This window comes from Hahella sp. KA22, assembly GCF_004135205.1.
Taxonomy (GTDB): domain Bacteria; phylum Pseudomonadota; class Gammaproteobacteria; order Pseudomonadales; family Oleiphilaceae; genus Hahella.
Map to the genome: position 1 here is coordinate 6,558,282 of NZ_CP035490.1, position 25,358 is coordinate 6,583,639.

20 protein-coding genes are annotated in these 25,358 nt (G+C 56.3%); 13 read left to right on the forward strand and 7 right to left on the reverse strand.

The window, feature by feature from the left end; all coding sequences use genetic code 11:
* Nucleotides 1-118 precede the first annotated feature (118 nt).
* Nucleotides 119-988, reverse strand: coding sequence for a LysR family transcriptional regulator (locus tag EUZ85_RS28980; protein WP_127973589.1), 870 nt, complete (start codon nucleotides 986-988; stop codon nucleotides 119-121).
* Nucleotides 989-1,130: 142 nt separating this feature from the next.
* Here EUZ85_RS28980 and EUZ85_RS28985 point away from each other — a divergent pair, with 142 nt between their 5' ends.
* From EUZ85_RS28985 to trpC, 7 genes are all read left to right on the forward strand, one after another.
* Nucleotides 1,131-2,318, forward strand: coding sequence for an acyl-CoA dehydrogenase (locus EUZ85_RS28985; protein ID WP_127973590.1), 1,188 nt, complete (start codon nucleotides 1,131-1,133; stop codon nucleotides 2,316-2,318).
* A gap of 69 nt (nucleotides 2,319-2,387) precedes the next feature.
* Nucleotides 2,388-4,625: a thiamine pyrophosphate-dependent enzyme gene (locus tag EUZ85_RS28990; protein ID WP_127973591.1), complete on the forward strand. Its 2,238-nt coding sequence runs from the start codon at nucleotides 2,388-2,390 to the stop codon at nucleotides 4,623-4,625.
* A gap of 72 nt (nucleotides 4,626-4,697) precedes the next feature.
* Nucleotides 4,698-5,741 (forward strand): ACP S-malonyltransferase, encoded by a 1,044-nt coding sequence (locus tag EUZ85_RS28995; RefSeq protein ID WP_127973592.1) that lies wholly within the window; start codon nucleotides 4,698-4,700, stop codon nucleotides 5,739-5,741.
* A 255-nt stretch (nucleotides 5,742-5,996) separates the two neighbouring features.
* Nucleotides 5,997-7,472 (forward strand): anthranilate synthase component I, encoded by a 1,476-nt coding sequence (gene trpE / locus EUZ85_RS29000; RefSeq protein ID WP_127973593.1) that lies wholly within the window; start codon nucleotides 5,997-5,999, stop codon nucleotides 7,470-7,472.
* 52 nt (nucleotides 7,473-7,524) lie between these two features.
* Complete coding sequence (locus EUZ85_RS29005; RefSeq protein ID WP_127973594.1) at nucleotides 7,525-8,115, forward strand: aminodeoxychorismate/anthranilate synthase component II; 591 nt, start codon at nucleotides 7,525-7,527, stop codon at nucleotides 8,113-8,115.
* 89 nt (nucleotides 8,116-8,204) lie between these two features.
* Nucleotides 8,205-9,245: an anthranilate phosphoribosyltransferase gene (gene trpD / locus EUZ85_RS29010; RefSeq protein ID WP_127973595.1), complete on the forward strand. Its 1,041-nt coding sequence runs from the start codon at nucleotides 8,205-8,207 to the stop codon at nucleotides 9,243-9,245.
* A 10-nt stretch (nucleotides 9,246-9,255) separates the two neighbouring features.
* A complete protein-coding gene (gene trpC / locus EUZ85_RS29015) occupies nucleotides 9,256-10,053 on the forward strand; it encodes an indole-3-glycerol phosphate synthase TrpC (RefSeq protein ID WP_127973596.1) in 798 nt (265 codons plus the stop codon).
* Nucleotides 10,054-10,079: 26 nt separating this feature from the next.
* Here trpC and EUZ85_RS29020 read toward each other — a convergent pair whose 3' ends face one another.
* Nucleotides 10,080-10,982 (reverse strand): LysR substrate-binding domain-containing protein, encoded by a 903-nt coding sequence (locus EUZ85_RS29020; RefSeq protein WP_241566888.1) that lies wholly within the window; start codon nucleotides 10,980-10,982, stop codon nucleotides 10,080-10,082.
* 86 nt (nucleotides 10,983-11,068) lie between these two features.
* On the opposite strand from EUZ85_RS29020, the gene EUZ85_RS29025 reads away from it, so the two are divergent.
* Both EUZ85_RS29025 and EUZ85_RS29030 read left to right on the forward strand, forming a co-directional pair.
* Entirely contained in the window at nucleotides 11,069-11,278 is a 210-nt protein-coding gene (locus EUZ85_RS29025) for a DUF1127 domain-containing protein (protein ID WP_127973598.1), read from the forward strand.
* 322 nt (nucleotides 11,279-11,600) lie between these two features.
* The gene (locus EUZ85_RS29030) at nucleotides 11,601-12,356 is read left to right on the forward strand and encodes a hypothetical protein (RefSeq protein ID WP_127973599.1); all 756 of its coding nucleotides are present in this window, start codon (nucleotides 11,601-11,603) and stop codon (nucleotides 12,354-12,356) included.
* Nucleotides 12,357-12,424: 68 nt separating this feature from the next.
* Here the strand turns inward: EUZ85_RS29030 and crp are convergent, their stop codons facing one another.
* The gene (crp, locus tag EUZ85_RS29035) at nucleotides 12,425-13,072 is read right to left on the reverse strand and encodes a cAMP-activated global transcriptional regulator CRP (protein ID WP_011399839.1); all 648 of its coding nucleotides are present in this window, start codon (nucleotides 13,070-13,072) and stop codon (nucleotides 12,425-12,427) included.
* 560 nt (nucleotides 13,073-13,632) lie between these two features.
* Between crp and EUZ85_RS29040 the strand changes: the two genes are divergently transcribed.
* The 3 genes from EUZ85_RS29040 (at nucleotide 13,633) to rrtA (ending at nucleotide 15,998) form a co-directional block, all read left to right on the forward strand.
* Nucleotides 13,633-14,064 (forward strand): OsmC family protein, encoded by a 432-nt coding sequence (locus EUZ85_RS29040; RefSeq protein ID WP_127973600.1) that lies wholly within the window; start codon nucleotides 13,633-13,635, stop codon nucleotides 14,062-14,064.
* A gap of 504 nt (nucleotides 14,065-14,568) precedes the next feature.
* Nucleotides 14,569-15,363, forward strand: a complete 795-nt coding sequence (gene speD / locus EUZ85_RS29045) for an adenosylmethionine decarboxylase (protein WP_127973601.1) — start codon at nucleotides 14,569-14,571, stop codon at nucleotides 15,361-15,363.
* Nucleotides 15,364-15,407: 44 nt separating this feature from the next.
* The gene (gene rrtA, locus EUZ85_RS29050; protein WP_127973602.1) at nucleotides 15,408-15,998 is read left to right on the forward strand and encodes a rhombosortase; all 591 of its coding nucleotides are present in this window, start codon (nucleotides 15,408-15,410) and stop codon (nucleotides 15,996-15,998) included.
* A 31-nt stretch (nucleotides 15,999-16,029) separates the two neighbouring features.
* Here the strand turns inward: rrtA and EUZ85_RS29055 are convergent, their stop codons facing one another.
* On the reverse strand, nucleotides 16,030-16,893 hold the full coding sequence (locus EUZ85_RS29055) for a phosphoribulokinase (RefSeq protein ID WP_127973603.1): 864 nt from the start codon (nucleotides 16,891-16,893) through the stop codon (nucleotides 16,030-16,032).
* Between the two features lie 168 nt (nucleotides 16,894-17,061).
* Here EUZ85_RS29055 and EUZ85_RS29060 point away from each other — a divergent pair, with 168 nt between their 5' ends.
* Complete coding sequence (locus EUZ85_RS29060) at nucleotides 17,062-18,549, forward strand: AAA family ATPase (protein WP_127973604.1); 1,488 nt, start codon at nucleotides 17,062-17,064, stop codon at nucleotides 18,547-18,549.
* A 568-nt stretch (nucleotides 18,550-19,117) separates the two neighbouring features.
* Here the strand turns inward: EUZ85_RS29060 and EUZ85_RS29065 are convergent.
* From EUZ85_RS29065 to EUZ85_RS29075, 3 genes are read right to left on the reverse strand one after another with little or no spacing between them, the layout of a single operon-like run.
* The gene (locus EUZ85_RS29065; protein ID WP_127973605.1) at nucleotides 19,118-24,157 is read right to left on the reverse strand and encodes a LamG domain-containing protein; all 5,040 of its coding nucleotides are present in this window, start codon (nucleotides 24,155-24,157) and stop codon (nucleotides 19,118-19,120) included.
* Nucleotides 24,157-24,582, reverse strand: coding sequence for a hypothetical protein (locus tag EUZ85_RS29070; protein WP_127973606.1), 426 nt, complete (start codon nucleotides 24,580-24,582; stop codon nucleotides 24,157-24,159). Before EUZ85_RS29070 ends, EUZ85_RS29065 begins: the two co-directional genes overlap by 1 nt.
* Nucleotides 24,572-25,354, reverse strand: a complete 783-nt coding sequence (locus EUZ85_RS29075; RefSeq protein ID WP_127973607.1) for a type II secretion system protein J — start codon at nucleotides 25,352-25,354, stop codon at nucleotides 24,572-24,574. Before EUZ85_RS29075 ends, EUZ85_RS29070 begins: the two co-directional genes overlap by 11 nt.
* Between the last annotated feature and the right edge of the window lie 4 nt (nucleotides 25,355-25,358).

Below are 25,358 nucleotides of genomic sequence, written 5' to 3' on the forward strand. Positions count from 1 at the left end.
GTCTAAACTTAGCAGAGCCCTATCCTCAAACATAGGCTCTGTTTTGCATGTCGATACGCCCTGCGCATTTTTAGGCGATAGCACAGCCAAACCAAGCGGCGTTTTTACTCAGAACCCGTCATCCGCCAGCGCGTTCCTGGGTCCCCGCTTCTTCCCAGCGCCTTAGACACAGTCCTTGCAGACAGGCCAAGGGCCCTTCCATGGCGCGCTTCTTCGGATACGCCAGACCAATTTCCAGCTCCAGCTTCACATCGACCAGAGGGCGCAATACGATGTCCTTACGCTCACGGGTTTCCGGCCAGTCCGGCGCCAGCGCGGCGCCTACGCCAGCGCTGACCAGGCCCAACGCGTACTCAATCGTGCGAATATTCGCCCGTGTCAGAAAACTGATTTTGCGATGCCGTAATTCCTGCTGCAGGCTTTCCAGGGCGTCACATGGACTACGATGAATAAAGGGCAGATTATCCAGTTCCTCCAATGTCACCTGTTCCTGCAGACTGAGCGAATGCCCCGCTGGCAGCGCCAACAGATAACGGTCGAGCCAGATAGGTTGAAAGCGTTCGTCTTCACGCAAATAGGCCGGCGTGATAATGCGGGCGTCGCAGGGCTCCTCGGGGTTCACCAGACTCAGTTCCAGCGACTCCACCGACTGAATCAGCTCTTTCAGCAAAAAACTCATGCGCTCCGCCCCCAAAGACCGCATCAGCCCGAGGGAAAAGGGCATGGGTTGCGGCTTGTTGCGAAATAATTGAGATATCGCCAATGCTTCGCTAGTGAGCTTTTTCGCCAGAGGATAAAGTCGTTGCGCCGAGTCACTGGGATAAACGCCTTTACTGTGACGGGAAAACAGCATCGTATCCAGATGCGCCTCCAAATGCTGAATAGCGGCGGAGATAGAAGGCTGCGCCACATAACAACGCCTTGCAGCGGCGGAGATAGAGCCCAACTCATACACCGCAATGAAGTACCGCAGTTCTCGTAAATCCATAGTGAGCGTTCCGGCTTTTGATATAGGAATTAACTATATCACATGCATATAAATAATATTTCTACTTTACCAAAAGCGCTCGTATGCTAGACCTAAAATGGCGCGCGTATGGCGCGAACCCAATTCAGGAAAAGGTGATCCAATGAGCGCAAGCAAACCCCAATTCGACTGGAGCGATCCGTTTCTGCTGGAGACCCAGCTGACCGACGACGAGCGCATGATTCGGGACACGGCGCGTAACTATGCGCAGGAAAAACTGATGTCTCGCATCCTTGAAGCCAACCGTAAGGAGATCTTCCATCGCGAGATCATGAGCGAGTTGGGCGAATTGGGTCTATTGGGCTGCACTTTGCCCGAAGAATATGGCTGCGCCGGCGCCAACTATGTTAGCTACGGACTGGTGGCGCGCGAGGTCGAACGAGTGGACAGCGGCTATCGCTCCGCTATGAGCGTGCAGTCTTCACTGGTGATGCATCCTATTTACGCCTACGGCAGCGAAGAGCAACGCAAGAAATACCTGCCCAAGCTGGCGTCCGGCGAGTGGGTGGGCTGCTTCGGCCTGACAGAGCCCGATTCCGGCTCCGATCCCGGCAGCATGCGCACCCGCGCTGAACGGATCGCCGATGGTTACCTGCTCAAAGGAACCAAAATGTGGATCACCAACTCCCCTATCGCCGATGTGATGGTGGTATGGGCGAAGCTGGATGGCGAGATCCGCGGCTTCATTTTGGAAAAAGGCATGAAAGGCCTGACCGCGCCAAAAATTGAGGGCAAGTTCTCCCTGCGTGCGTCGATTACCGGCGAGATAGTGATGGACGACGTCTTCGTTCCTGAAGCCAACATGCTACCCAACGCTTCCGGCTTGAAAGGCCCCTTCGGTTGTCTTAACAAAGCTCGCTACGGCATTGCCTGGGGCGCTTTGGGCGCTGCGGAATTTTGCTGGACCCAGGCGCGCCAGTATTGCCTTGACCGCAAACAGTTTGGCCGTCCGTTGGCGGCGAATCAGCTTATTCAACTGAAACTCGCCAATATGCAAACAGAAATTGGCATTGGTTTGCAGGGCTGCTTACAGGCCGGTCGCCTGATGGACGAAGGCCGCTGCGCGCCAGAGCTGATCTCCCTGATCAAACGCAACTCCTGCGGCAAAGCCCTGGATATCGCCCGCATCGCCCGCGATATGCACGGCGGCAACGGCATCGCCGACGAATTCCACGTCATACGCCATGTGTGCAACCTGGAGGCAGTGAACACCTACGAGGGCACGCATGATATCCACGCTCTGATTTTGGGGCGTGCGCAAACTGGCATTCAGGCATTCACCGGCGCTTAAGCGCCGGCTCTACGCCGTCAAGACATAAACAGCTTTTCCAAGAACTGAATCAGGCTGAGGTAGCTCTTCATGCAAAACCGGGCTGAAGTGGTGGAACAAAACTTTCTTCGTCGCGTCAGCACAGGGGATCTACCCGCCCCGCTGTCCGACACATCGCCACAACAGGCCGGCTTAAGTCCGGCGCAGGCGGCGGCGATATTCGAATCCCAGGCGCTCTCGCGCATTCTGGATCTGCACTCGCGCAAGTTGCAGTCCCGGGGAGAAAGTTTCTACACCATCGGCAGCTCGGGTCATGAGGGCAACGCCGCCATTGCTGCGGCGTTCCGGCACAACGACATGGCCTTTCTGCATTACCGGGACGCCGCTTTTATGATTCAACGCAGCAAGCAGGTTCCCGGGCAGACTATCGCCTGGGACTTCTTGCTTAGCTTCGCCGCATCCGCAGAAGATCCTATCGCTGGCGGACGGCATAAAGTGCTGGGCTCGAAATCACTGTTCATTCCGCCGCAAACCAGCACCATCGCCTCACACCTGCCGAAAGCAGTAGGGGCGGCATACAGCATCGGACTCAACCGCCGCCTCAAGCTCAATGGCGAAATGCCTGACGACGCGGTGGTTCTGTGCAGTTTTGGCGACGCGTCGCTGAACCACTCAACCGCTCAGGGGGCCATTAACACCTCATGCTGGACCGCTTACCAGCGCGTGCCGCTGCCCTTATTGTGGGTCTGCGAAGATAACGGCATCGGCATTTCCGTACGCACCCCCCAGGGCTGGGTGGAGGCGAATATGAGTCGCCGTCCCGGTCTGCATTATCTGCGCTGCGACGGACTGAATTTTGCGGATGTCTACGCTACGGCCCACCGTGCTGAGAGCTTCGTCAGAAAGCGTCGTGAACCTGCATTTCTACATATGTCCTGCGTACGTTTGATGGGGCATGCGGGCTCTGACGCCCAGCAGGCTTATCTGAGCATGAAAGAAATCGAAGCCCATGAAGCGCAGGACCCCTTACTGCACTCGGCGCGTATTCTCATTGAGCATGGGATATTGAGCGCCCACGACATTATCGAGATGTATCAGAGCACGACAGAGCGCGTGGTGAAGGTGGCGGAGGAAGCCATCAAGCGCCCCAAATTACTGACCAGCAAATCTGTAATGGCCAGCCTGACGCCGCCGCGCCGCGCAACCGCGCCTCAAACGGAATACGACGACGCTTACCAGGAAGCGCGCGAGCGCATATTCGCCCGCGAGCGCGTGCAGATGGAGTCGCCGCAACATACCGCCCGCCTGATTAACTGGGCGCTTAGCGACTTAATGCTGAGCCACACCGACATCATCCTCGCCGGTGAAGATGTCGGGCGCAAAGGCGGTGTATACGGGGTCACCCAGAAGCTGCAGGAGAAGTTCGGCTCCCATCGCGTCATCGACACGCTGTTGGACGAGCAAAGCATTCTCGGTCTGGGTATTGGCGTCGCCCACAACCGTTTGCTGCCCATCGTGGAAATCCAGTTTCTCGCATACGTACACAACGCCGAAGACCAACTGCGCGGGGAAGCCGCCACTCTGAGTTTCTTCTCGCAGGGACAGTTCACCAACCCCATGGTGGTGCGCATTGCAGGTCTGGCCTATCAGAAAGGGTTTGGCGGACACTTCCATAACGACAACTCCTTTAATGTGTTTCGCGATATCCCCGGTCTGGTTGTGGCCTGTCCGTCCAACGGCTGGGATGCAGTGTCCATGCTGCGAGAATCCGTCCGCCTGGCGCGGGAAGAGCAACGCGTGGTGATATTCCTTGAGCCCATCGCCCTGTACATGACTCGCGATTTACACGAAGAAGGCGATGGACAATGGACTTTCCCCTACTTACCGCCGCAGGAAAATCAGCACATTGGTTTCGGGCAAATCGGCCAGTGGGGCAAAGGCAAGGACCTGGCGATCATCACCTACGGCAATGGCTACTACCTGAGCCGTCAGGCGGCGAAAACGCTGGAGCAGGATGGCGTTCGCCTGCGTATTATCGACCTGCGCTGGCTGTTACCGCTACCCGAGGACGCATTGTTGGAAGCCATTGATGGCTGTGAGCGAATTTTAGTGGTGGATGAGTGCCGACGCACAGGATCTGTCAGCGAGGAAATCATGACTCTGCTCATGGAGTCCGGCTGGGATCGTACGCAAGTCAGTCGTCTGTGCGCGGAAGACTCCTTCATCCCCCTGGGTCGCGCCGCCACCTGCACACTGCCCGACAGAAACGGCATCGTCGAGGCGGCCAGGTCTCTGCTCGGCCATATCCTACTAGCGAAAGCGGAATAGTCGGACGAAAGCGGAATAAGTGGAAATAATCGGATAACTCGCAGAGACGATTAACAGCGTGCGGAACATAACATGAAAGAAAGAATCGCCATTGTCTGCCCCGGTCGCGGGACCTACAACCAGAATGAACTGGGTTATCTGAAGCGCAATCACGCCGACAAAATCTCTTTGCTCAGCGAGTTCGACGCCTATCGGGCGCAACAGGGACAGGTGACGCTCAGCGACCTGGATGGCCGCGACAAGTATTCCTTGAAAGAGCATTCTTCCGGAGACAACGCGTCCGCTCTCATTTACGCTTGCGCCTACGCGGACTTCCTCAGTATCGACCATGACCGCTACGACATTGTCGCCGTCACCGGCAACAGTATGGGCTGGTATATCGCCCTCGCGTGCGCCGGCGCGCTAGCGCCGATGGACGCCCTGCATCTGATCAACTACATGGGGTTGGCGATGCACAACGCGCTTATTGGCGGCCAGTTGGTCTACACCCTGCTCGACCCGCAATGGAATCCGCTTCCCGGTCGGCGCGAACAGGTTCTGGCGCTGCTAAACGACATCAATGACGAGCTAGGCGCAGAAGAAGCCTTTGTCTCCATTGAACTGGGCGGTATGCTGGTGCTGGCCGGCAGCGATCGCGCCTGCAAAATGATGATGGCGCAGTTGCCGCCGGAGCAGGAACGTTTTCCCATGAAGCTGCACAACCACGCCGCGTTCCATACGCCTTTGCAAAATCCCGTTATGCAACAGGCGCGTCGGGAACTTCCAACAGCGCCGTTCCGCGCGCCGCAGACGCCGCTGGTGGATGGTCGCGGCGTCATCTGGACGCCCTGGAGCACGGACACGCAGGCATTGTGGGATTACACGCTGGGTCATCAGGTCGTTGAGGCCTATGATTTCACCAAAGCGGTAGAAGTCACGCTGAAAGAATTTTCTCCGGATCGCATCGTCGTGCTTGGCCCTGGCGACACCCTGGGCGGCTCAGTGGCGCAAACCATGGCGCGCATCCACTGGCGCAGCGTCGAAGATAAACACAGCTTCTCCACGAGACAAAGCGCCGATCCGGTTCTGCTGGCAATGGGACGTGAAGAACAGGCGGCTCCCCTGCGTAAAAAATAACGCCGGGGATTTTGCCTGTTGATTCACCGCCAGAGCTTTTGTAAGCTACTGGGCGGTTACGATATTGTTCATGCACCAGAGACCCAGGTTTCAGTGAATATAAAAAACGTCCTGAACATCTTTCTTCCCTCCTCCGTCTGGACTCGATGGCGCTAGGCGCCGCACATCTTTTTTTGCCGTTTCATCGGCATGCCTATATTTCAAATCTTTGTATTTTAGTGCTTAGCTTATTCGAGCTCGGAGGCAAGATTCATCATGACACCCGAACAATTGGCCGCCTATCATCAGGCGGGATATAACCGCGTCCCGGTCGTCCGCGAAGTAATGGCGGACCTGGACACTCCGTTGTCCACCTATCTGAAACTGGCCAACGCGCCCTATACCTACTTACTGGAATCCGTTCAGGGCGGCGACAAATGGGGGCGTTACTCCATCATTGGTCTGCCCTGTCGCAGCGTGTTGAAGGTTAACGGCCATCAGATCAATTTCTATGAAGACAATGGGCTCGTCGAGTCCACTGAAAGCGCTGATCCGCTGGCCTACATCGAGACCTTCCAGCAACGTTTCAAAGTGCCGGACGTAGACGGCCTGCCCCGTTTCAACGGCGGACTGGTGGGCTACTTCGGCTACGACACCATTCGCTACATTGAACCGAAGCTGGCCAAAAGCACGCCGCCAGACCCTCTGGGCACGCCGGATATTCTGTTGATGGTGTCGGATGAGCTGGTGGTGTTCGATAACCTGAGCGGACGTCTGATGTTGATACATCATGTCGATCCTGGCGCAGCGGAAGCCAGCGAACGCGCCCAGGCCCGTCTGGATGAACTGGAAACCCTGTTGCGACGCCCCATTCCCGAGCACAACCTGCATGTCCAGCAAGACCTGCAGATTGCCGAGGAGGATTTCGCTTCCGGCTTCACACAACCGAACTTCGAAGCCGCCGTGGAGAAGATAAAAGAATACGTACTGGCGGGAGACGTCATGCAGACAGTGATATCACAACGCATGTCCGTCCCCTTCACCGCCGAACCCATCAACCTGTATCGTTCTCTCCGCTGCCTCAACCCTTCACCTTACATGTACCATCTGGATCTCGGCGATTTTCATGTCGTCGGCTCCTCACCGGAAATCCTCGCCCACCTGGAAGACGGCGTCGCCACCGTGCGGCCTATCGCCGGCACTCGTAAGCGGGGCGCCACCGAGGCGGAAGACAAGGCGTTGGAAGAAGAGCTGCTGGCGGACCCCAAAGAACTCGCCGAGCATTTGATGCTGATCGATCTGGGTCGCAACGATGTTGGCCGCGTCAGTGATATCGGCAGCGTCGAACTGACCGACAAGATGGTGATCGAACGCTACTCTCATGTAATGCACATTGTCTCCAACGTCACCGGCAAACTACGCCAGGGCTTGAGCGCCATTGACGTACTGCGCGCCACCTTGCCCGCAGGTACGCTGAGCGGCGCCCCGAAAATTCGCGCCATGGAGATCATCGACGAACTTGAGCCAGTTAAACGCGGCGTCTACGGCGGCGCCATCGGATATCTGTCCTGGAACGGCAACATGGATACCGCCATCGCCATTCGCACAGCGGTTATCAAGGATAAGACGCTTTATATTCAGGCTGGAGCCGGCGTAGTCGCCGATTCCGTGCCGCGCCTGGAATGGAAGGAAACCCTCAACAAAGGCCGCGCCGTGTTCCGCGCTGTGGCTATGGCGCAAAAAGGGCTATGAGCCTGCGATCACATGACGGCAAATACACAGACAGAATTTTGAGGGTTTGAACATGTTGGTGATGATTGATAATTACGACTCTTTTACCTACAACGTCGTGCAGTATCTGGGCGAGCTGGGCGCAGACGTGCGCGTCTATCGCAACGATGAGATCACGATAGAAGAAATTGAGGCGCTGCAACCGCAGCACCTGGTGGTCTCTCCCGGACCCTGCACGCCCAATGAAGCAGGGATATCCGTCGCGGCGATCAAACATTTCGCCGGTAAACTTCCTATCCTGGGCGTATGCCTGGGCCATCAAAGCATCGGCCAGGCGTTCGGCGGCGAAGTGATTCGCGCCGGAAAAGTCATGCATGGCAAAACCTCCAAGGTGTATCACAACGACATCGGCGTATTCAAAGGTCTCAACAATCCGTTTGAGGCGACCCGCTACCATTCACTGGTCATCCGCGCGGACACACTGCCGGATTGTCTGGAAGTGACCGCCTGGACCCAGAATGAAGACGGTGGTCTGGAAGAAATCATGGGCGTGCGTCACAAGGAACTGGCGATAGAAGGCGTGCAATTCCACCCGGAGTCCATTCTTACGGAGCAGGGCCACGACTTACTGCGCAACTTCTTGCAGCAATCGGTCAGCCGCTAAGTCAGAGATCAGCCAACGGCGTAAGCTTAGGTTTAATTGCGCGCCGGAAAAGAAAACAACATAGTCTAAAAACTACGAGGAATTGCGCCATGGATATCAAAGCCGCTATCGCCAAAGTTGTCGATAGAAAAGACCTCACCACCGAAGAAATGATTGAGGTCATGCAGCAGATCATGACCGGACAGGCCACTCCCGCACAGATTGGCGGGTTCTTGATGGCGCTGAGATTCAAAAGTGAAAGCGTCGGCGAAATTACCGGCGCCGCCCAGGTCATGCGCCAGCTGGCCAGCAAAGTCGATATTGACGACCCGCATCTGGTAGACACCTGCGGCACCGGGGGCGACGGCTCCAATCTGTTTAATGTCAGCACCGCCGCCGCCTTTGTCGTGGCCGCTGCGGGCGGTAAAGTCGCCAAGCACGGCAACCGCAGCGTCAGCAGCCGGTCAGGCAGCGCCGATGTGCTGGAAGCCGCCGGCATCAACCTGGACATGTCTACCGAACAAGTCGCCCGCGCCATCAAGGAAATCGGCGTCGGCTTTCTATTCGCGCCCGCCCATCACAGCGCGATGAAGCACGCGATCGGGCCGCGCCGGGAAATGGGCATCCGCACCATCTTCAATATGCTGGGGCCTCTGACCAACCCCGCTGGCGTGACCAAGCAGGTCATCGGCGTGTTCAACCCCTTGTTGTGCCTGCCTCTGGCGGAAGTACTGCAACGCCTGGGCAGCACTCATGTCCTGGTTGTTTCCGCCGCGGACGGCCTGGACGAAATCAGTCTCGCCTGCGAAACCCATGTAGCGGAGCTGAAAGACGGTAAAATCTCCGAATACACGCTTACTCCAGAAGACGCAGGAATCATGCGCCGCTCTCTGGACGGCCTGACCGTGACCAGCGCAGAGGAAAGCCTGAAACTGATTGAAGCAGCGCTGACCAAAGCGACGGATCAAACGTCACAAAAAGCTCGGGACATTGTCGCCCTTAACGCTGGGGCGGCGATTTACGCCGCAGACCTGGCCCGCTCCTTCCAAGAAGGCGTGGAAATGGCCCAGGATGCGATTGGTTCCGGGCTGGCCTTTGCTAAACTAAAAGAGCTGGCCAGTTTTTCGGCCTGCTTTAAGGAAGAGGAATAAAGGTCAACCTATGAACGACACGCCTACGATTCTGAGAAAGATCATTGACCGTAAAAAACAGGAAGTGGAAGCGCGCAAGATGCGCCAGCCTTTGTCCGTTCTGAAAGACAGCTTGCACCGGGCGGGCCCCGTGCGCGGATTCGCCCGCGCCATCGAAAAGCGGATTCAGCACAATGCTCCAGCGGTGATCGCTGAGATCAAGAAGGCCTCTCCCAGCAAAGGGGTGATCCGGGAAAACTTCGATCCCGAAGCCATCGCCAAGAGCTATGAACAAGGCGGCGCTGCCTGTCTTTCCGTCCTCACCGATATTGATTTCTTTCAGGGCGCCGACCAGTACCTGATTCAGGCTCGCAACGCCACGTCTCTGCCAGTGCTGCGCAAGGATTTCATCGTGGATGAGTATCAGGTGTATGAAAGCCGCCTGCTCAACGCGGACTGTATTCTGTTGATCGCCGCGGCGTTGACACCCCAACAGATGATGAGCTACTGCGCCAAAGCCAGAGAGATCGACCTGGACGTACTGGTGGAAGTACATAACGCTCAGGAGCTGGAATACGCTCTGGAATTGAATACGCCGCTGGTGGGCATCAATAATCGCGACCTGCACACCTTTGACGTTTCCCTTGATACAACGATCAAGCTGCTGGATCGCATCCCGGAAGATCGTATCGTTGTGACGGAGAGCGGCATCCATACGCCAGAAGATGTGGCCTTGATGCAGCACCACCGGGTCAATACGTTCCTGGTGGGCGAGTCCTTCATGCGCGCGGACGACCCTGGAGCGAAATTGCGCGAGCTGTTTCTGTAAGCCCAGCCGCGCTGGCTTCTTATCTGCTACGCGCCGCCTTGCTGCGGCGCTGACGCCGCTTCAATCTCCTGTTGCAGCCACTGGGTGAAATGCCTTAACGCCGCATTACCGCGGGAGCGCGTAGGCATGACCAGCAAATAGCGCTGATCTATCTGCAAACTAAAATCGAACAGCTTTACCAAACGTCCCGCACTCAGCTCTTCCTGCACCAGTATCCTGCGCACTAGTGCGACCGCCTGCCCCGCCAGGGCAAGGCGAATCACCTGACTGGAGTCAGAGATGATAATACGGCGACGTGGCTCCAGCTCCGGGTGTCCCGCCGCTTTCTTCCAGGCGCTCCAGTTGAAGCTGTCCGGCGCATCTGAATCCACCAGTACATGATCTTTCAGTACGCGAAGGTCACTACCAATACCTTTGGCCAGCTCCGGGCTCGCGGCGAGAAAGATTTCCTCTCCCGCCAGGTCTTTCACGATCAGTTCGGGAAAGGTGCGGGAGCTGAAACGTATGCCTGCGTCCACATCTGCGTCACGAAAGTCCACAACGTCATTGGACATGGTGATGCGGATATCAATGTCGGGAAACTCAGCGTTGAATTTATGCAATCGGGGAATCAGCCAGGCGCTGGCGAAAGACGGCAATACGCTGACGGTAATCTGGTTGCAGCAGCGGCGAATCGCCTCTACGCCCTCCTCCAGGTGATCGAAACCCTTGCGCAGGTGCGGACCTAATCGCAGCGCCGTCTGCGTAGGCGCCAGACTCCTCGCGCCGCGCTCAAACAAGGGACCGAACTCCTCCTCCAGCGCTTTAACATGCTGACTGACCGCCGACTGAGTCACATTCAGTCTTTCCGCCGCCGCAGTGAATGAGCCCGTGCGCAACACCACATCCAACACCCACAGGGACTTCAACTGATGAACCAACCTACTCATAAGTTTTACTAATCCATGAATTAGGACATATCGTTTTAACGCCAAGTCTAGCCGCCGTACTATTTCCAAAACAAAGGAGGCCAGATATGAAAACCGCAATCAGATTAGCACAGAACGCACAGCAAGCAGAGTCATTAGATTTCCTAACAAGACTGAAAAATTTAACACAGCAATGGAGAAAGCAGGCCAGAACCCGTCGCGAACTTGCCAGCTTGAATGACCACCTGCTCAGAGATCTGGGAATTACCGAAGAGGATCGCCGGCAAGAAGCCAACAAACCCTTCTGGAGAAATTGAGCATTGCTGAATTCCCACTCCACCGGCAAGGGAACGCCGGTTTCGTTGACGCAGCGCCAAGAGAGGCCGCCTGTAACTGACAGGCTCACAAAATAACTCCCTTTCAGACAGGCAACTGCCGTCTACCTCCGAAAAACTTAGCACATTTTTTAACCTCTCCGCTGTAGAGCGCCTATACTTACTATTTGTCAGGCAAGCGCGCCGTGCTTGTTTGCATCAACAAATATAACGACTTTCGTTGGCCCCTCCGCGTCAACGCCTTACACCGCTCTATTAATAAATGCCTTTGCAGGCATCTGTTTTATTAGGGAGTGCAGTGACAATGAAAACCAACCTCAAAGCCTATGCGGCGACCTCCGTGCTATTCCTATCGGCGACCGTAACCCACGCGGCGATGATCAATCAGGTGGATTATTTCAGCCTTTCCGGCAATGTCCTCATTGATTTTGAATCCGTTGCAGGCGGCGCAGCGCCAGGAACGAATTACGATGGCGTCATTGACTTGGTCGGCGCGTCGTTCGCCGAAAAGTTTGACGGTCAAACACTTTCCACCAGCGGCAATTCGGATATTCTCAGCGGCACGCCAACAGGCGGGGCGTTGACCTTATCTGTCGGAGCCGCCGGCCGTAACCTCAACGTCTTCACCTATGGCGGCGACGGTAATGTTCTCACCGGTCTCGGACATCTGGGATGGCCAAATTTCGACGCCATCGGCGAAGGCGCTGTCGCCATTCTGTTCGACAACGACCAGTCCGAATTCGGATTCCAGTCGGTGGGCGGCAACCTCGGATCAGCCGTATTTGAGTTCTGGGCTCGCGATGGTTCGCTCTTGGACACCATCATGCCCACCAGCCTGGGCACAGACTATTTCGGCTTCGCCCGGGAAGGCGGGCTTCAGGATATCGCCGGGATTTCTATCTATAACACCGATCCGGCGGGCATAGGCTTCGACGACATTATCTTTGACGTCCCCGGTCCAGACGATCCTCGCAATGTTCCTGAGCCCCCCGCACTGGTTCTTCTATTGCTGGGACTCTTGGGTTTACGCTTCTCAACCCGCCTCACAAAGGCGTGCTAGAGAAAAGGTTAAGCGAAAAAAAACGGCGCATTGCGCCGTTTTTTGAGGTTCCACTTGTCTGAAGAGAGTTACCGGGTGCCGTACACCACCATGGTTTTCCCTTTGACCTGCACCAGCCCCTGATCCTCCAGCGCCTTCAGCACGCGGCCAACCATTTCCCGGGAACAGCCCACGATGCGACCGATTTCCTGACGGGTGATTTTGATTTGCATCCCGTCCGGGTGCGTCATCGCGTCAGGTTCCTTACACAGATCAAGCAGGGTGCGCGCGACCCGGCCCGTCACGTCGAGAAACGCGAGATCTCCCACTTTCCGAGTGGTCTGGCGCAAGCGCGAGGCCATTTGCTCGCCGATGAAATACAGTACGCGGGGGTCTTCTTGAGCGATTTCACGAAACTTCGTGTAGCTGATCTCCGCCACTTCGCACTCGGTCTTGGCTTTGACCCAGGCGCTGCGGGAGCCCATTTGATCCTGATCGAACAATCCCATCTCGCCAAAAAAGTCTCCGGCGTTCAGATACGCCATGATCATTTCACGACCGTCGTCGTCTTCGATGATGACCGTCACGGACCCTTTGACGATGTAAAACAGTGAATCGCTCTTATCGCCAGCATAAATAATGGTGCTTTTGCTGGGATAGCGGCGACGATGGCACTGCGACAGGAAATAATCCAGATGTTTGGTTTTATGCTCGACCGGTTTAGCAATCGTGACCATGTTAATGTCCCATTCATTACCTTAGGCGCAGAAACTTATCCGCCTTGGATGTTTCGCTGAGTTCGGTATAACGTTTTTCTAATTGTTTAATAACCATCACAGGCGTTTCGACTCCGGTATCCGGCGCTTTGGAGTCGCTCCGAAGCCGATCGGCGCTTGGCCGCAACCGCTTAATTATCAAGATGTTCCTTAAATTAAGCACGAATAATCACTTTAGGCAAGAGACGCCCCGCCCTTCCCCCTGCGCCTGACGCAGGTCATGGGGCGTCAATGCGGCCTGCATCACATAAGTGTGAATATCTCGTCCGCCGGCCATCTTTTATTTCAACATATTTCGGTTATTTCAACATTTCAGTTTGCCGGACGCCGGTGATTGCGTTTCACCGTCATGCGACGCTCAGGCGTAAATATCCGCCTGCAGGCGTTTACTGCGGGTTACTACTACCCACAAGTATAGACCATCTTTTGTGAAATATTTTCCACGACAAGGAGTTATGCTACTCTGACCGCCCCGCCCAGTTGCGGCTATAGCGAGTCAGAAAATCCAGTGGGAGTATGAGATGAAAGCGACCATTACCTGGGGCGGCGACGCCAAATTCATTGGAACGACCGGCTCCGGCCATGACGTGGTGATGGACGGCCCTCCCGATCACGGCGGTCAGAATCAAGGCCCGCGCCCGATGGAAATGTTGTTGCTGGGACTTGGCGGCTGCACTTCTTTTGACGTCATGAGCATTCTGACCAAAGCCCGCGCCGACGTTACCAACTGTGTAGCGGAAATCACGGCCGAGCGCGCCGACGCCGTTCCTGCGGTCTTCACCAAGATTCATATCCATTTCGTCGTCACCGGTCGGGATCTGCGCGATCCAGTGGTGAAACGCGCTGTGGACCTGTCCGCCGAGAAATACTGTTCAGCCTCCATCATGCTGGAGAAAGGCGGCGTGGAAATCACCCACGACTTTGAAATTCGCGCCCCTGAGGACGCCCAGTAAACGGTTTATTATTAATCAGGCAGACAAATAGCTTCCTTCTATTTGTCTGCAACGACAGGGCCTGCACATGTCAGGCCCTGTCTCCCGCGGCTTAACGCCGCGCAGGCGCGTCCATGCGCCTGATGATTAACATGCCAATATCATTGCCACTTTAATAAAACCCCACCTTCCTCAAATATTTACACTGTCACCATCGATTACTCTTTATACGGGCGCAATACGCCGCCCGTTTAATGAAGTTGATAATCGCCCGCTCGGGTTTTGATAAGAAAAACTCATAAACGCGACATTAAATTGCACTATCCAACGGCTATCTTAGCCTGCATAATATGCGGCTTTTCCGCAGCCGGGACAAATGCCGTCCGGGACCTCTTTTCCGGGCAGTCGTCCGGCGCATTCTCCGGTTTCGCCGGATTGTCTGAAGAGCAGGTCTGAACACTGTGTGAATGTAGGCGCCGGATCTTCCGGCGATGTGTTGAACAGCAAATCTACTGAGGGTCTGAGATGTCTGAAAAGCTCAAACTCCACGGTTTCAACAATCTGACGAAATCGCTAAGTTTCAATATTTACGACATTTGCTACGCGCAATCGGAGAAACACCGACAGGAATATATTGCTTATATCGATGAGCAATATAATGCCGAGCGCCTCACACAAATTCTGACCGACGTTGTGGAAATTATCGGAGCCCACATTCTAAACGTATCCAGGCAGGATTATGATCCACACGGCGCCAGCGTCACCATGCTGATCGCCGAACACGAAGTGCCTCCGCCAGCGGACTCCAGCGAAGAATCGCCCGGACCGCTCCCCGACGCAGTGGTTGCTCACCTGGATAAAAGCCATGTGACCGTGCACACCTATCCGGAAAGCCACCCCGACAACGGCATCAGCACATTCCGCGCGGACATTGACGTGTCCACCTGCGGTCTGATCTCTCCGTTGAAGGCGCTGAACTACCTGATTCACAGCTTCGATTCCGACATTGTCACCGTCGACTACCGCGTACGCGGTTTCACCCGTGACATCGACGGCGCCAAGCTGTACATCGATCACGACATCAACTCGATTCAGAACTTCCTCAGTGAAGACACTCAGGAAGCCTATCAGATGATTGACGTGAACGTGTATCAGGAGAACCTGTTCCATACCAAGATGATTCTGAAGGAATTTAACCTGGATAATTATCTGTTCGGAACCGGCGTCAGCGAACTGAACGCCAACGAAGCCTCCAACATCAGGGAACGTCTGCAAAAGGAAATGCTGGAGATTTTCTATTCCCGCAATATGCCTTACTGATTCATTCAATCAGGACAGGCGTAAGTTCGACGGAACAGGCATAAATGAGTAATCGCGTATCTTTATCCCTGACGTTGAACAAGATTGGGCTGCTTTTCGCAGCCCTTCTTGTTTTAATGCAAGTCATCTCTCACTGGTACGGCTACCTGCTCAATTTCAATCGCCCGGAGATCATGAGCGGCGATTATTGGCGTCTGATCAGCGGCCATTTCGTACATCTGAGCTGGATTCATCTGGCCCTGAACGCTGTTGCGGCCTATCTGATTTACGACTCTTTCGACCACAATTTCAAAAACTGGCGTTTTCCTCTCTATCTGGGACTGCTGAGTCTTTTGATATCCATCGGATTATTGCTGTTTTACAAGACCACCCGCACCTATGTCGGTCTATCCGGCGTATTACACGGACTGCTTGTGCTCGGCGTACTGGCGGGCGGGCGCTTTCCGCGCTGGGTATTAATCGCGCTGTTCGTCGGCGTCACCGCCAAGATTATCTGGGAACAAACGCCCTACTACGATGAAGGCCAGATAGCGCGCCTGATTGGCGGCCCCGTAGCGGAACAGGCCCACCTGCTCGGCTATTTCAGCGGCGTGATTATCGCCGTAGTCGTCCGCTTTCTCGGGAAGTTTCGCTAAGAGCGCGTCAGCCCTGGAGCGCTTTTCAGGGCTACGTCCGACTGCGCTCAATCATCTCCAGCACCATGGGCCGGATAATCAGGTCGATGGCCAGCGCCAGCTTGTTGCCGGGCACCACCAGGGTATCGTGACGGGACGCGAAGGCGTTGGCGATCATGTTGATCAGATAAGGAAAGTCCACTTCCCGGGGATTGCGGAAACGGATCACCACAAAACTTTCATCATGACTGGGAATCTCCCGCATGATGAAAGGATTGGATGTATCCACCGTCGGCACCCGCTGGAAATTGATATGGGTCTGAGAGAACTGCGGCACGATGCAACGCACATAGTCCTCCATACGATTGAGAATCGTCGCCACCACCGCTTCCTGGCTATAACCGCGGTCATGAGTGTCGCGGTGAATCTTCTGAATCCACTCCAGATTAACAATCGGCGTCACGCCGATCAGTAAGTCCACATGGCTGGCGATATCGTAATCGTCAGTGCTGACGCCCCCATGCAGTCCTTCATAAAACAGACAGTCCGTCTGCTTGGGCAACGATTGCCAGGGAGTAAACGTGCCTGGCGCGCCACCGCCCCGGATCAGGTCCATATCGTCGTCATGAATATAATGACGAAAGCGACCCTGGCCGTTCTGACCGTAATCGCAGAACAGCTCTTCCAGTTTATCGATATGGTTGGCGGCCAGAGAAAAGTGATTCCACTGACCATAGCGCCCCTGCTGGGCCAGCTCCGCCATCTGCTCGCGGGTATAGCGATGAAAGCTGTCGCCTTCCACAATAGCGACATTCACGCCCTCTTCCACGAAGATCTTTTGCATGGTGCGGCTGGCGGTAGTAGTGCCGGCGCCGGAAGATCCGGTCAGAGCGATAATGGGGTGGCGGGCGGACATGAATGCGTATCCTTCTACGGCTTCCCATTGGAGAGCCTTATACGTGACTGTTTCCGTGCGTTTACTGAACTGGCTGCGCGCGGCGGTTCATGCCGAGGCTGGGGCTATGGTAATCTTGCTTTCAGGATAAACACAACCTTGACGATACCGCAGAGAGCAGAGGCGCCTATGCCCGAAGTACATGACCTGGGACTGATGATTGATTCCCGAATCCCCCTGATAGTGATTCAAAGCCATGAGGAGACCCGGGTGCTGGACACCGTCACCCGTCTGGCGATCAAGAAAAGCCTGCCGCTGTTCGCCTGGACCGTCACGGACGGCCTGAAGCGGATGGGTTTCGGCTTTGATCTGGAACAGGAGGATAAGCTGAAAGATCCAGAAAAGATTCTGGAGCACATCAAGCGCAGCCATACCGCCAGTATCTTTGTTCTTTGCGATTACCACCCATTCCTGGACGATGAGCCTAAACATATCCGTCTGCTCAAGGACATCGCCCTCACCCATCGCAACAATGGGCACACAGTGATCCTGCTGAGTCACTCTCTGGAGATTCCGGGGGAACTCAAACATCTGAGCGCCAACTTCAAGATGCGGCTGCCCAACGCCGACCAGTTGATCAATATCGTGCGTGAAGAGGCCGCCCGCTGGTCGCAGCAGCATTATGGCGAGAAGGTGAAAACCGACAACAAAACCCTGCAGCAGCTGGTGCGCAATATGTCCGGCGTCACCTTCGAAGAAGCCCGGCGGCTGGCTCGCGGCGCCATCTTCGATGATGGCGCCATCACGCAGTCGGACATTCCTGAAGTCAATCGGGCCAAGTTCGAGCTGATGGAAATGGAAGGCGTGTTGAGTTTTGAATACGACACTGCCAAATTCACCGATGTGGGGGGACTGGAGTCGCTGAAGAAATGGTTGCAGCAACGCCGGGTCGCTTTCGTCGAAGGTAAATCGGAAGCGCAACTGGACCCGCCCAAGGGCATTATGCTGCTGGGCGTGCAGGGCGGCGGTAAGAGTCTCGCCGCCAAAGCCGTCGCAGGAATGTGGGGCCTACCGCTGTTGCGCATGGACATGGGCGCGCTGTACAACAAATTCTTCGGTGAAACCGAAAGAAATATGCGCGAAGCGCTGCAGCTGGCGGAGTTGATGTCGCCCTGCGTGCTGTGGATTGATGAGATCGAAAAAGGCCTGGGACAGGACGGCAACGACCAGGGCGTCTCCAAGCGGGTGCTTGGCACGTTGCTTACCTGGATGTCGGAGAACAAACATCCGGTCTTCCTGGTCGCCACGGCCAACAATATCAAATCGCTGCCGCCGGAGCTGATGCGCAAGGGCCGTATTGACGAGATCTTCTTCGTAGACCTGCCCACCCTGGATGTACGTCAGATTATTTTCGACATTCATTTACAAAAACGCGGACTCTCCCCCGCCAACTTCGACGCGAAGTTGCTGGCGGAGTCCACCGATGGCTTCACCGGCGCGGAAATCGAGCAAGCGGTGGTATCCGCCCTCTACTCCGCCGCCGCCCTGGGACAGCCGCTGACCACAGAACTGGTGCTGGAGGAAATCAGCAATACCCAACCTCTCTCCGTCGTAATGGCGGAAGACATGCTGGCCCTGCGCGCCTGGGCCGCCGCCCGCTGCGTCCCGGCGGACTGAGCCCTGTCTCGATACCGACATGGCGGCGGCCAATCAAGGCCCGCCGCCTTTGCTTTGAATTCCCCCTACACCTCAACCCGCTCGATTAAAACCAACCGAGAACGCCAGAGAGCACTACCCCTCCTACTCCGTTCGCCCTGAGCCTGTCGAAGGGCGCTATGCAATACAGACGTATCAATGGTTAACCCAGGCTAAAATTTACTGAAGAAACCAGTAGCTAGGTTTGGCGCTCTGGGAAGTCCTTCGACAGGCTCAGGACGAACGGGGGAAATTTAGGGGCGGTGGTCTATTATTGTTCGAACATGCATTAATGGTGAGTTAACCGTAGCACGCGAATCCCCTCCGAATCCCTCCTCGTCAAACACACATTCCATACCAACCAAGAAACACCAGCGAATCGGGCACTGATAACATGCACCCCGTTCGCCCTGAGCTTGTCGAAGGGCGTTATGCACTACAGACGTATCAATGGTTACCCCACTGAAGTAGGTCTGGCGTTCTGGGAAGTCCTTCGACAGGCTCAGGACGAACGGTGGAGAGTAAAAACGGGTTGGGACGGTTTTTTTCTTTACTGGGTTACTTCCCGCCAGTAGATGATGCGGTCGTGGCCCCGGTATTGCCCGAAGGTGGCGGTGGCGGAGGGGTTGTCGAGGCTGTTGTCGCCATCCCAGTCGAAGCGGAGCCATAGATCGGTGTTGTAGCGCAGGCCTACAGTCCCTTCGTTGCCGATGCCGGGACTGGTCAGGTAAACCTCCTGTCCATCAGGGTATACAGCTGAGGCGAAGGCGCCGCCGGCGCCGGGGTTACCGGCCACTTCCGCCCGGGTTTCGCCGGAGTTGAGATTGCCGCTGTAACTACTCATCGCCAGGGTTGCGGGACTGCTGCTGTAGCTAGTGCAGCTGTCTGAGGCGTTCTCGACGAAACGGGCGCCGTTCCAATGTTCGATGTACATGGGCAGTTCCAGGCTGGATGTTTCCGGCCCATAGGCGTTTTCCATGCGCAGGCGGCCATAACGGATTTCGGTTCCGGCGATGCCAGTGATGGCGAAGTCCAGGCAGGCGTCCGCGTCACTGGTTTTGTAACAGGCGCCATCGCTGTCCTGCAGGTCCGTTGCAGCGAAAGTAAGATTCACATTGGCGGCGAAAGGATCGTCGTCCGCCAAGGGCGGTGAGTTGGTTTTCTGATAAGTAAACACATCGCCTGACAGGGACAGGGTTCCAGAGCCGTCATAAGCCGCGCCGGTGCTCAAGGACAGCGACGCGCCGCTGCTATCGAAGCTGAGTATCGAACTGCGCCCGCTGGCGTCGCTGTAGCTTCTATTGCTTTGCAACGTGTTGCTGAATTTAAAGTAGGCCGCGTCATAGTTCAGTGTCGTGGCCCCCGCAACGTTTTTACCAACCAGGGTCAACACCGGACTCACGTCATAAGGGAAACTCTGATCCTGATAGGTGAACGCGCAAGCCCAGGGTGGCGTAAATGTGGGCGTGTTGGCGGATACCGCCAGATAGGCGGGGTAAAAGCGTCCGATATCGCCGCTGGCGCCGCTGATTTTCGCGGTTCTGGCGGAGCCGGCGCCCAGATAGTTACTGTCGTCGATAACGGCGCTCAGATTTATCACGCCTACTTCGCTGAACTGATAGACGCCGCTGGCCTGGCCGCCACTGAATAAGGTCGAGCCTCCCGGCAGACTCAAGTCTCCAGATAATGCGCCATTGGGCGCCGGCGCAATACTCGATACGGACAGCTGCACCGTCTCCCCTTCATTGCCAAAGGCAGGCGCCAGGCCATTGCCGGACAAGTCCGCGCCAGCGTCCGCCTGTCCATCGCCATCCAGGTCATCCGCTGTCTGATACAGCAGGCCGCCCACATTCAGGGTAAAGTCCGCCCCGGCTTTACGATATGCCCCGCCACTGGGCCCAGTGGCGGCGGGATTGCCCACCGCATCAACCCGAATGACGAACGGCCTGACAATCCAGGGCGCAGAGGCGTTGTCGCTGGCGATGGTCAGAGGATTATCCGACTCATCCAGAATCAGTCCGCTGCTGTCATCCCGCAGGTTCAACACATAAGCGCCCACATCGGACGTATCCCAGGCAAAGGTCGCTTCGCCACTGGTGAAACTGAGATTGAGATTAGCGCTGGCAGGCTGACTGTCAGGGAGCGTTGCAGTGCTATTGCCCACTATCTGCGGCGCTACGCCCGCCGGATCAGCGCTACTGCGCGTCAGCCAGGCCTTCAGGTTGACGCCCCCATCGTATTCCTCCACCGGCCCACAACTACCGGCGGCGCCGGGGTCCTTGGCGATCAGGGAGACTTTGAAATTATGGCGACGTCCCGCAATCAGGTCGTAATCGAGGCTGTCGTTCTCCTCGATATACAGAATATTGTCGAGGAACTGGATAGGGCCGCCCACGCCGCTGATGGAGGCGTCTGTATCCGTTGCCGACAGGGTCAGCGACTCCGCCAGATTATTGCTGAGGGTAAGTTCCGCCACACCGGCGTCCGCCGCAGAGAATGTGTAGGCGGCAGCGCCATCGTCGCTGCTATCGGGATCAGGCGACAAGGTTCCCGCGCCGGTCTGCACCGCCCAGACTCCGCGAGAGCGAGAGGTGCTCAACGCCACCGTACCGGCATAGGTCGATAAGGTGGCGCCGCTGGAATCCTGGGCTTCGATGCGCACAGTATGCGGAAGACAGGTGCTGGCGGTGGAGCCGGTGGTGATGATAAAACGATTCAAGGCGCCAACGCTGCAAAGTGCGCCATAATCCAACGCAGACACACTGCCGGAATTGTAAGTGACGTCGACGTCACTGTTGCTGCTTACATCCTCCGCCGTGATCGCGCCGTAGATCTTGTTCTGATAACCCAGACTCACATCTCCAGCGCTATAGAGCACGCCGGAAAATGTCACTGCGGAGCTGAATATCACATTGCCATAGGCGTACAGCAACAATCGGCTGGCGTTGGAAGGTGAGCCGCCGGGGGCGTTCAGATAGTCCTGGTAACCAATTGACAAGGACTGATTGACGAAAAGGCGCGCCGTCCCCGATCCCGTCACATTGATTTCCACTTCACTGCCTAACGTAAGCTGGTTAATCCAGTAGTCGCCCGGTTGCAGGTTAACCTTGCCCTGATAGCCAATGCTCAATTGATTGATAAAGTACTCGGAATAAGCGCTCGATACGTTCATGACCGAAGCGTCGCTGACGGAGACCGTACGATATTGATTAGTGGCGCCGCCCAGCGTGCCCGCCCCGCTCACACTCAAGTCCGTCACATAGACGCTGGTGTCGGGAAAGGTTCCCGGATTCAGCGCATCCACAGCGCCACCGGAAGCCACACAGGTGGTGGAGGTGCAACTCAACACCGAGGAGCTGCCGGTCACCGATACGGTTCCTGCTTCCAGAATGTTATCGGGGCTGTCGATCACCTGAGAGTTATAGCCAAAGCTGATGGTTCCAGTGGAGTGACTGGAGATGGCGTCCGGGAATGTTCCGAGACAGGCGCCGCTGCCCTCACAGGGGTGTGTTTCGACATAAAGATCACCAACGTCTGTTGCGGACAACGTCTTGTTGTATATCTGCACTTCGTCGATACGCCCGCTGAAGTAGCGCACGGAGTAGCCCTGGTCCTGTCCGATCTGCAGCGGATCGGAGTTGGTCAACAACGTCCCGGTATAGGAAGAGGAGCCGCGCACCACACCATCCACATAGACTCTTTGCGCTCCGCTTTCATAAGTGATGACCACATGACGCCAGGCGTTGGCGACCATATTGGCGCCGCTGGTGGTGATCGAACGCGACGTTCCGCTGCTGTCGTTCCACCACCAGTAGATCTCACCGGAACTATCGATATGGAACTCGTAGTTTTCATCTTTGGAAAGAATGGTTTTCAGTTCCGATGTGGGGATCTGCGTGGGGTATACCCAGGCGCTAACAGTCAGGTTATCGGTGATGTCCAGCAGGTTGTTATCGGCGATTTCGATATACTGCGAGCTGCCGTCAAATTCAGCGTAGGCGCAGGTGCCGGGATCACTGGCGATCGCCGGGGCTGCATCCAATGTCTGCGCGCCGTTATAGGCGCGGCCGCTCAGGTTGTTGCCGCTGGCGTCACTGACTTCGCCGGCGGAGCCGTTCCAGACCTCATCTTCCATGCGCCAGATGGCGATGGCGGAAAATCCGCACGCACTGGGCGCCCCACGGGCGGCGATGGTCACGTTATCGATGTACATGAACTCATCGTAGTTGTTGTAATTACTGCTGATGCGGAAGCGAATGCGGGTATTGGCGGAAAGATAAGGCGTCAGATCAATCGTCGCGGTTCCGCTCGCCTCATTGGAATAGGACGCCACCACCGTATAACTGGAGCCGCCGTTGGCGGAAACCTCCACGCCAAAGCTGTCCGAACCTTCCAGATTGTTGGTGGTGCTGTAACTGTAGGTCAGCGTCGCTGACGAATAGGACGAAAGATCCACTTCCCGGTATAACCCGGGATAGCCGAAGCTGAAGTAACCATTAAAGCGGGCTGCGCCTCCGCTAACCCGAACAAAGCCAGAACTGGCGCTGCCGTTGTCATCCACTTCCTGCCAGCTGCCGCTCCAGGCTCCAGAGCCGCCGCTGTAGCCGCCGGAGCTAAAATCGTCGCTAAAATCTGCGCTGGTGGGATCGTCCAGACTAAAGGACAGGCTCTGAGTGGGATAGGTGGTTTGCAGCGTATAGGTAACGCCCAAGCTCAACGAACTGGTGGTGAGCAGCACCGTATCTGAGTCCACCAGAGACGCGCTCAAGACCGACGCGCCGTTGTCCAGGCTGTAATTGGATACGTCGACCGCCCGCGCCGGCGACACCGGAGCGGCGAAATCCACCGTGACCTGGTTGGGCGTCGTACAGCTGGCCGCCGCGGCGGACAAGGCGGGAAACTCCCGCCGCCATAGCAAATCTGTGGCGTCGTTGACGGAAACCGTGTCAAAGGAGTATTGGGTATAGTCGGAGTTATCCACCTCGATGCCGATGGTCGCGCTGGCGCCATTGGCGTTGTCATTGCCGTATCGGAACAGCACATTGCCGTTTTCATATAGCACGATTTGCAGGGAGTAACTGGTGCCCGCCCCGTTGTAGCGAGGCACTCCATTCCAGGATGCGACAAAGCGCCGGTTGGGGGCGCTGCCTAAGGTACTGTATGTGACGCTGCCTCCCAGAGAGGGCTCCAGATCATCCCAATAGCCCAATATGGCCCTGTCGGCGGGCTCTTCATAACCCGGACAAGTACCTGTACAAGCGCCTTCGATTGGCAGCGCTTCATTGGTGTAGTCTTTATAAAATCCTTGGTCGGCGCCGAAGTGCAATGCGCCGTTGGAGAGAATACGCACCTGGGTGTAGCCGGTTTGTCCCAGGTAAAACGTAAAACCAATATTCACCAGTTGGAAGTCGTCGTCACGCGGATAACCGGTCAATGAGCTGTCCCGATTCCAGGTGACGGTCGACGAAGTCGAGTCAAAGGCCGTGCCGGACACCGTTTCCACCACATAGGCGGCATACGTACGCGCGCTGGCGACGCATAAGCAGAACAACGCCATGAACGTTAGCAGAGTCTGGCGCCGCCGAAGCATCAGTGCGCCCTCACTTCAATGGTGCGTGAGGCCGTTTCATCGCCGCCGCCACAGCTTCCCGTACTGCGCAGGGTGAAATAGTCATCCCCGCCAGCGGAGTCCGTCAGGCACACCACCGACGCGGAACATCCCGCCAAACCATCTGCAGTAAAATTTAAATCGGGAAACCCCACGGAACAATTGTTATCGGTCCCGCCAGCCGGAAATAATCGACCCAACGCCGCCTGTGCGCCGGTTTCCGCCGCATAAAAAGCCCGTGTGGAGAGAATGTCCATCGACACGCCTTCCGCCGTAGAGCGCTCCAACTCAGTGATCGCCACCACCAATAACCCCAGAATCACGATGACAAACAGCGCCGCAGGCAAGCCCAGGCCCGCCTGCCGCTGGCGACGTATCGGATGGATGAGGCGACGATCAGGGCACATTGCGAATGTTCACCTCCTGCTGGATGTCGAAGCTTTCACCGCTATCGGAGACCCGGAAGCTCATCTGCACCACCGCATTGCGCACCAGAGACGACGGGGTGTAATTGAAATCCGTCGTGCCCGCCGCCACCAGATTGATCAGCATTTCCCGCACCGCGCCACTGGAAGGAGGCAGGTCCGGCGTGGCGTTGAAACCATAATTCACATAGCGATAAATCGCCGTACCTGACTGGCAGTAAGCCACTGGCGTTCCCACCAGATACATTCGGCGTGCGGGAGAATCCGTAGGAAACTGGTGATTCGCCGACAAAGTAACTGTGACGTTATCAGAACCCGTGGGCAGTTGCGCCAGCGCCTCGGATAAAGAGTTGGGCCCCGGACTTTGTGGGTTGTACAGCTCAGTCTGATCAATAGGATAAATAGCCGCTCGTCCAATCACCGCGTTATCCAGACGAGCGCCCACTGCGTCAATGCTGGCGGCGGGACTGGAAATGGGAGCGCTGACATAGTCCGTGCCGGCGATCACCGGAATGAACTCGATGCAACCGCTAGCGACCCGCACCGAATTGGGCAGCGCAGAACGGATCGCGCGCGACATTTTTTCCGCTGCGATCAACCCCGCCGTCGCCATTTGCTGACGTTCCGCCGTGTCCACATAACCTCCCACGGTCGCGGTGATAAAACGAGTCACACCCACCGCCAGCACGCTGACGATGACGATGACCATCACCAATTCAATCAATGTAAACCCGTGGGAGCGTCCTGTCTTCATACTA

Bases quoted from the DNA above. Each gene is read 5' to 3' on its own strand.
- EUZ85_RS28985 (WP_127973590.1), top strand. From the start codon at position 1,131: ATGAGCGCAAGCAAACCCCAATTCGACTGGAGCGATCCGTTTCTGCTG.
- EUZ85_RS29065 (WP_127973605.1), bottom strand. From the start codon at position 24,157: ATGCTTCGGCGGCGCCAGACTCTGCTAACGTTCATGGCGTTGTTCTGC.
- EUZ85_RS29070 (WP_127973606.1), bottom strand. From the start codon at position 24,582: ATGTGCCCTGATCGTCGCCTCATCCATCCGATACGTCGCCAGCGGCAG.
- EUZ85_RS29030 (WP_127973599.1), top strand. From the start codon at position 11,601: ATGAAAACCAACCTCAAAGCCTATGCGGCGACCTCCGTGCTATTCCTA.
- rrtA (WP_127973602.1), top strand. From the start codon at position 15,408: ATGAGTAATCGCGTATCTTTATCCCTGACGTTGAACAAGATTGGGCTG.
- EUZ85_RS29020 (WP_241566888.1), bottom strand. From the start codon at position 10,982: ATGAGTAGGTTGGTTCATCAGTTGAAGTCCCTGTGGGTGTTGGATGTG.
- crp (WP_011399839.1), bottom strand. From the start codon at position 13,072: ATGGTCACGATTGCTAAACCGGTCGAGCATAAAACCAAACATCTGGAT.
- EUZ85_RS29075 (WP_127973607.1), bottom strand. From the start codon at position 25,354: ATGAAGACAGGACGCTCCCACGGGTTTACATTGATTGAATTGGTGATG.
- speD (WP_127973601.1), top strand. From the start codon at position 14,569: ATGTCTGAAAAGCTCAAACTCCACGGTTTCAACAATCTGACGAAATCG.
- EUZ85_RS29005 (WP_127973594.1), top strand. From the start codon at position 7,525: ATGTTGGTGATGATTGATAATTACGACTCTTTTACCTACAACGTCGTG.
- trpD (WP_127973595.1), top strand. From the start codon at position 8,205: ATGGATATCAAAGCCGCTATCGCCAAAGTTGTCGATAGAAAAGACCTC.
- trpC (WP_127973596.1), top strand. From the start codon at position 9,256: ATGAACGACACGCCTACGATTCTGAGAAAGATCATTGACCGTAAAAAA.
- EUZ85_RS29060 (WP_127973604.1), top strand. From the start codon at position 17,062: ATGCCCGAAGTACATGACCTGGGACTGATGATTGATTCCCGAATCCCC.
- EUZ85_RS28990 (WP_127973591.1), top strand. From the start codon at position 2,388: ATGCAAAACCGGGCTGAAGTGGTGGAACAAAACTTTCTTCGTCGCGTC.
- EUZ85_RS29040 (WP_127973600.1), top strand. From the start codon at position 13,633: ATGAAAGCGACCATTACCTGGGGCGGCGACGCCAAATTCATTGGAACG.
- EUZ85_RS29055 (WP_127973603.1), bottom strand. From the start codon at position 16,893: ATGTCCGCCCGCCACCCCATTATCGCTCTGACCGGATCTTCCGGCGCC.
- trpE (WP_127973593.1), top strand. From the start codon at position 5,997: ATGACACCCGAACAATTGGCCGCCTATCATCAGGCGGGATATAACCGC.
- EUZ85_RS28980 (WP_127973589.1), bottom strand. From the start codon at position 988: ATGGATTTACGAGAACTGCGGTACTTCATTGCGGTGTATGAGTTGGGC.
- EUZ85_RS29025 (WP_127973598.1), top strand. From the start codon at position 11,069: ATGAAAACCGCAATCAGATTAGCACAGAACGCACAGCAAGCAGAGTCA.
- EUZ85_RS28995 (WP_127973592.1), top strand. From the start codon at position 4,698: ATGAAAGAAAGAATCGCCATTGTCTGCCCCGGTCGCGGGACCTACAAC.